The 6,000-nt window shown below is 43.2% G+C and carries 7 protein-coding genes and 1 pseudogene; 4 read left to right on the top strand and 4 right to left on the bottom strand.

The genetic code is table 11. The features are described 5' to 3' along the window. Positions 1-190: 190 nt before the first annotated feature. Entirely contained in the window at positions 191-394 is a 204-nt protein-coding gene (locus tag BM124_RS13830) for a hypothetical protein (protein WP_212634965.1), read from the bottom strand. A gap of 744 nt (positions 395-1,138) precedes the next feature. On the opposite strand from BM124_RS13830, the gene BM124_RS13825 reads away from it, so the two are divergent. After that, positions 1,139-1,858 (top strand): hypothetical protein, encoded by a 720-nt coding sequence (locus BM124_RS13825; protein ID WP_170841150.1) that lies wholly within the window; start codon positions 1,139-1,141, stop codon positions 1,856-1,858. 634 nt (positions 1,859-2,492) lie between these two features. Here the strand turns inward: BM124_RS13825 and BM124_RS19315 are convergent. The 3 genes and pseudogenes from BM124_RS19315 to BM124_RS13815 all read right to left on the bottom strand — a co-directional run bounded on the left by BM124_RS19315 (position 2,493) and on the right by BM124_RS13815 (position 4,577). Further along, entirely contained in the window at positions 2,493-2,876 is a 384-nt protein-coding gene (locus BM124_RS19315) for a magnesium chelatase subunit ChlI family protein (RefSeq protein WP_244504345.1), read from the bottom strand. Positions 2,877-2,906: 30 nt separating this feature from the next. Then, positions 2,907-3,946 (bottom strand): annotated as a pseudogene (locus BM124_RS13820) (YifB family Mg chelatase-like AAA ATPase); the annotation flags it as partial. Positions 3,947-4,007: 61 nt separating this feature from the next. Beyond that, complete coding sequence (locus tag BM124_RS13815) at positions 4,008-4,577, bottom strand: REP-associated tyrosine transposase (RefSeq protein ID WP_093338377.1); 570 nt, start codon at positions 4,575-4,577, stop codon at positions 4,008-4,010. A gap of 191 nt (positions 4,578-4,768) precedes the next feature. Between BM124_RS13815 and BM124_RS13810 the strand changes: the two genes are divergently transcribed. The 3 genes from BM124_RS13810 to BM124_RS13800 all read left to right on the top strand — a co-directional run bounded on the left by BM124_RS13810 (position 4,769) and on the right by BM124_RS13800 (position 5,922). Continuing rightward, a complete protein-coding gene (locus tag BM124_RS13810) occupies positions 4,769-5,140 on the top strand; it encodes a DUF8042 domain-containing protein (protein ID WP_093338376.1) in 372 nt (123 codons plus the stop codon). Between the two features lie 133 nt (positions 5,141-5,273). Next, entirely contained in the window at positions 5,274-5,525 is a 252-nt protein-coding gene (locus tag BM124_RS13805) for a ribbon-helix-helix domain-containing protein (RefSeq protein ID WP_093338374.1), read from the top strand. Next, positions 5,515-5,922 carry a type II toxin-antitoxin system VapC family toxin gene (locus BM124_RS13800; protein ID WP_093338373.1) on the top strand — a complete coding sequence of 136 codons (408 nt, stop codon included), beginning with the start codon at positions 5,515-5,517 and terminating at the stop codon, positions 5,920-5,922. The genes BM124_RS13805 and BM124_RS13800 overlap by 11 nt, the downstream gene beginning before the upstream one ends. Positions 5,923-6,000: the final 78 nt, after the last annotated feature.

The following is a 6,000-nucleotide window of genomic DNA, read 5'->3' as shown; positions in this document are numbered from 1 at the left end:
GACTTCATTATACCGAAAGAGGCGATTTTTTTGTATATGAAATAGAAAAAGGAGCTGTAAAAGGTCATTTTTTCACAACCTTTTGATACAGCCCCGTTTTTATGTGCTTTTCTTCTTAGATTATAGAAGGGCCTGCCCTAAAAGATCGTAATTTACAATCTTTAAGGACAGCCCCAATAAAAAGAAAATGTTATCTTGTAGAGCCACCAATGCAATAATGACCATTGTCATACCCTTCCGATTTGGCAGTTGCAAGAGTGTCAGGTGTGAATGTTACGGCATGGTTATGCTTTACAATTTCATTGATCTGACACGTTGTTTGTTCATTATCAAGATCATGTACTTCCTTAGTGTTACTGTTACCAAGAAATCTTTTTCCGTTGCGACGAGTCAATAACGTCACCTCCTTTCCCATATCAATTTTCGAGATAATACAAAGTTTTTCCTTTCAGTTGAAAAAATTTTTTATAAATGATTGATTTTAGTCGAATCGAGCCGTAAAGCAAAATTTGTACTTCACCTTTTTTTCCGCCAACCGATATTATGAGAAGAAACAAACGAATGGAAGATCGTGTTTATTATTAAAAAGTGCGTTTAAAAGTGCTTGATCCCCGGCGCTGTACTACAATAAGTTTACCTTATAAAGCTTCAAATTTTCTGGTGCTTTTTCTTTTAACTTAATATTTCTTCCCGTTACTTTTTTAAATTTTATGTTTAAGGAGCCGGCAGTTTATCACCACCGGCTCCTTAAATAATTTATCCTATTCAACGGGACCACTTATAGGCTGTGCAACACCTACTTTACAGTTCCGATGAGCTTCACTACTGCAAGCAGAAAAGCGACTGGCCAGTATAACATTACTACTACCAGAATAATTGAAGTCATATGTGGACCACCTCCATTTGGAAGTATTTGGCCCATCGTTGAATCGGCATTAAGGAGCCGATTAGTTTATGTATACGAGAATAAAACAGTTATATGCTATTTCATGTATTATGTTTAATAAAAGTGCCTGGCCCTGCTACTGCAATCTTTTAAATTTATTCTATTGAAAAAGGGGGTATTTATCTGAAGAAAGTTTTCAGTGTTTTAATAGAATATAAGTGGATTATTTTTCTCGTTTTCATTTTCTCTATATTGTTAAGTCAATTCATCCGTTTACCGTTTGGTCATTGGACAATTGGGAATGAAGAATCTTGGGTTAGTTTTCTTGGTAATTATAGTGGAGGTATATTGGGAGGAATTATAGCTTTTCTTGTGGCTAGAGATCAAATCAAAAAACAGCAAAATCAAAATCTTAGAGAAACACTAGCTATGGAATTGCCAGTTCTCACAGGGCTCGAGTTAGAATGTAGTAAAGTATTAAAGCAACTTAAAACTGTAGAAACAAATTATGAAATGTTTAAGGGAAAAGAAGCTACATATATCGTTTCTTTAGATGCCTTGATATGGAGTCGGTGGGAAAAAATACATTATATTAATGATCCTGTTCTCCAAGAGGAGCTAATATTACATCGTGAGGCGTTGGAAAGAAACATTGAGGTTTTTGATATAAATATTAATCCGTTAATAGAACAATTGAAACAAAAACGGCGTCAAGCAAGAAAAATGAATCCATTAGATAATGGTTTTGATCAATTAGAACTAGAAATATCTAAAGAGAACAATTATCTAGAAGCTATAAAAAATGACAAAGTTCAATATTTAAAGGAGTTGCCCTTTTGTATTGAAAAAACTCAAAAAATCCTCAATAACATTTCGATAAGAAAAACAAAAATTCATGACATATTGAAAAAATCTAATTATTACAATAAGGAATTATTATCAAATCCCCAGGAATTTAAGGTTGATAGGTGATATTTAAAAGTGCCTCCCCGGTGCTGTACAGTGGTAAAGGGAAAGTCTTGCTGGTTTGGGCAGAGCTTTTTGTGTGAAGGAGGGGGGAGGTTCGCCGAAGAGGGGCTCGTTTTTCTGGGTGTGATATGATATAGCTTTGTTTAAGTGCTCGGGTGCGCAGGAGAGCACTGCGGATAAATGTGCCTGACCTGGGCACTTTATAAATTTTCCTGTCATACTAATATCTGTGGTAGATTCTATGTTATAATAGACGTATGATGTAAACGAACGGCTCTATTGGATGGGCAGCCATTCCCTTAGGAAAGGGGGTGGTTGAAATGTCAGATTTCGAGATGTTAATCGTGACGTTGACTGTACTTCTTGTTCTCGTATCTGACAATAGAAAATGAAAACCCATCCTATAGAGCGCACACTCTAGTGTAGGATGGGTTTTCTATCGTCCATTCATCTGTTGCCCTCCAAAGAGGGGTTGTTTACATCTGTATTTGGCAGAGGCACTTCGGTGTCTCTGCTTTTATTATATACGAAGTGCCGGATAATATGCAAATATTAAAAAGGTGCCTGACCCCCGGTGCTGTACAGTGATAAAGAGAAAGCCCCGCCGGTTTTGGCGGGGCTTTCTGCATGGAGGGCGTCAGGTGGCTGGAGGTTCGCTGATGCGGGTAATACGGAGGTCGTCTTTGTTGGTGTGATACGTGATAGCTTCGTTTAAGTGCTCGGTGCGCAGGAGAGAGCTGGCTTGCAAGTCGGCGATGGTCCGGGCGATGCGCAGAATTTTCACTTGCGTGCGGTTGCTCCAGTGGTTTTGCTGGCTGATGGTCTGCAGCATTTGTTGCTGATGCTGTGGATGTTCGAGAGTGGACAAGAGGGTTTCGAATGCGGCGTTCCCGTTTAAAAGGGAGCCGCCGTGCCGCTCGTGCTGCTGTGCCCGCGCCTGACGAACTCGTTTGCGGATGATGGAGGAACTTTCCGGTTGTTCTGCCGTTTGCAGGTTTACAGGTTCCAGTTGGACGGTCAAATCAAAGCGGTCACGAATAGGACCGGAAAGCCGGGATTGATACGTCTGAATTTGTTTAGGCGTGCAGGTGCAGAGTGGTGACGAGAGCCAAGGGATCCGCAGGGGCAAGGATTGACAGCTCCGATAAGAAGAAACTGGGCAGGGTACGTGACCGTTGCCTGGACGCGGCTTATGGTTACTTTTTCTGCCTCAAGCGGCTGCCGCAGCATATCCAGTGTCTTTTTTGGGAATTCGGCCATTTCGTCAAGAAATAGAATGCCGTAGTTAGCAAGTGACACTTCTCCCGGTTTTGGTGCCGCTCCTTCGCCAATTAAGCTGACAGCAGAAGAGGAATGATGAGGATGGCGGAACGGTGGATACGGCAGGCGCGGTGGATCTGTGTCTCCCAGTTCGTATACACTCATGACTTCGAGTTGGGCCTGGGTGCTGATTTCTGGAAAAAGGGTTGGGAAGGCTTCTCCAAGCAGGCTTTTGCCACATCCCGGCGGCCCTGTGAGTAGAATGTGATGTCCACCTGCTGCCGCGATTTTAAGTGCTCGTTTTGCTGTTTCCTGTCCATAAATCTGATGAAAATCAACATCCGCCGGCCGGGGAATCGCTGTTTTTGGCTGGGGATTTTTTATGGAAAGAGGCGGGGAAGGGGAACGAGAGAGGGCAGATAAGACCTCGGAAAGGTGGGAAACAAAACAAAGGCTGATACCATCAATCAAATCAAGCGGAAGCGATGTATCGGCTGGAAGATAGAGTGTCTCAACCTGTAGTTTTTTCGCAGCTAAAATCGCCGGCAGTATGCCGTTGACCGGACGAATTTCACCGTTTAATGATAAGGCTCCTAAAAAAGCTGTGTTGCCCGGGACGGGATGATGAATATGGCCTGTCATCTGCATGAGTGCGATGGCAATCGCCAAGTCAAAGGAAGGACCATTCTTTTTTTGTTCAGCGGGAGCTAAATGAATAATGACTTTCTTTTCAGGTAGGCTGCAGCCTTGGAAATCCAAGGCGGCAATCACCCGGTCGCGTGATTCTTTCACGGACGCATCGGGAAGGCCGATTACATGCACGGATTCCATGCCTGCGAGAGAACGGACTTTGACCTGCACCAGAAAACCATCCAGGCCCTGTAAGCCGATACTATTCGTTGATACTGTCATGGAAGGAACCTCCTTGAATATTTTCTTCGATGTATTGCTGATAATGAAAAGGTTGAGGAGAGGGGAACGAAGAAAGGGTCCGTGTCAGAGAGATGTGGGGATCAGGGATGGACGTAACCAAAGCGCGGCAGCTGCTCCATGGATAGTGGTGGGGACGGCGTGCAAGGCCGGCCTTCACAGGATTCAAGTGAATGTAGCGGCTGACCTGAAGAAAATGAGCATCATCCTTGATCAGACTCCCGCCGTACCGTCCTTGAAACAGATGGCCGGATAGTTCATAGCGCCGGTTAAAATAGGTCGCGTACTTGGCGTGCATATGTTTCATAATAGCAGCTGTGGGATGGTCTTTCGTCTCAAGCAGAAGGTGAATATGATTGGTCATGAGACAATAGGCGTGTAAATAGAAGGGGAAGTGCATGCGGGTTTCTTCGAGGTATGCAAAATACATCAAACGATCCTCATCACCGTAAAAAATCGATGCGCGCCGGTTCCCGCGACTCGTAATATGAAAGGCCGCTCCCGGGAACCAAATACGAGGTTTTCTCGACAAATGCCACCAACACCTCTCTAAAATATTCTCAACTTGTATATTCGAGACCCCTGAACAATATCCTTCTTTTTTTGGTGCCTGACCCCCGCTGCGTTACCACTGTAACGCAGCGGGGGTCAGGCACCTATTAAATATAAGGATGTATTTACCGATACAAGGAGTAACACTATAAAAATAGAGAGTGATATATCATGGAAGACCAACTGCCGGTGATCAAGCAGATTCTGCCGCTGACTGAGACGATGGGCGAGAGTCTGCAGCATATCCAGGAATTGTTGCATGACGGACGGTTTGAGGCCGCAATGCCTTTATTTGACGATCTGGTACAGGCCTATTCAAGCATAGAACGTGCGTTGCAGCCGTTTTTTGAAGAATGGGAAGAAACAGAAGACTTGGAAAGCCAGACGGCTCTGATGAAGAATTCTCTTGATGCCGTGGTGTCGGCGCTGGAAAAGAACGAATACGAACACGTGAAAGAAATCATGCAATTCACCCTGCTCCCTCAATGGAAAAAATGGCATCAGCTTATGGAAAGCCGGTTTCAAAGATTTCTTCATTCTTGACAGGTGCCTGACCCCCACCGCTGTACAGGGGTAAAGAGGGAGAGCTCTTAACGCTTTCACCGTTCCGGGAATCAGGCAGCTGTTAATCCTACACACTTATGATATAATAAGTGTGTAGGAGGTGGTTGGTAAAATGAAAAGAAAACAGTTTCATTTGTCGGATGTGGAGGAAAAGATGCTTGAACAGATGGCGGAAGATACAGGCCAATCTGAAGCGGAAGTGGTCCGGGAAGCGATTCGACAGTACGATCACAAAAATAAGAAATCTTCGAATATACTCGTTGATATGGCAAAAAAAGCGGAAAAAGAGGGTTTCCCAGGGGAAAACAATCTTTCAGAAGAGCATGATAGGTATATAATGGAGATTGTAGAAAATGAAAAATAAGGTTTGCTTTGTGGACACGAGTGCTTTCATAGCGTTATATCAGCCAAAAGATCAATACCATGAGCAAGCTGTTCAAATCGCTGAACGTTTAGAAGGATATCGATACCTGCTGTCGGAAACGGTATTGAATGAAACGTATACACTTCTTCGATACAAAAGCGGATACCAGGCAGCCGGGCATTTTTTAAGTACGGTGATCGAGTACCCCGACTTTGACATTGTTGATATGACAGATACCTTAAGGAAGGAAACGATGAGGCTTTTGGAGAAATACAGCGATCACCGCTTGTCCTATTGTGATGCCCAAAGTGTAGCTATTATGATAGATAAAAAGATAACACATGTTTTTGCTTTCGATCATCATTTTGAAATCATGGGTTTATCTATTTTGCAATAAAAGTGCCTTTCCTCTAGTGCTGGGAGATAGGCACCTATAGTAGAATCAGTGAACTCTCTTTAACATTTCAAGATTCTT

It is taken from the genome of Salibacterium halotolerans, assembly GCF_900115625.1.
GTDB classification, from domain to species: domain Bacteria; phylum Bacillota; class Bacilli; order Bacillales; family Marinococcaceae; genus Salibacterium; species Salibacterium halotolerans.
This window is presented reverse-complemented; position numbering and strand designations above follow the sequence as displayed.

Bases quoted from the DNA above. Each gene is read 5' to 3' on its own strand.
- BM124_RS13805 (WP_093338374.1), top strand. From the start codon at position 5,274: ATGAAAAGAAAACAGTTTCATTTGTCGGATGTGGAGGAAAAGATGCTT.
- BM124_RS13810 (WP_093338376.1), top strand. From the start codon at position 4,769: ATGGAAGACCAACTGCCGGTGATCAAGCAGATTCTGCCGCTGACTGAG.
- BM124_RS13800 (WP_093338373.1), top strand. From the start codon at position 5,515: ATGAAAAATAAGGTTTGCTTTGTGGACACGAGTGCTTTCATAGCGTTA.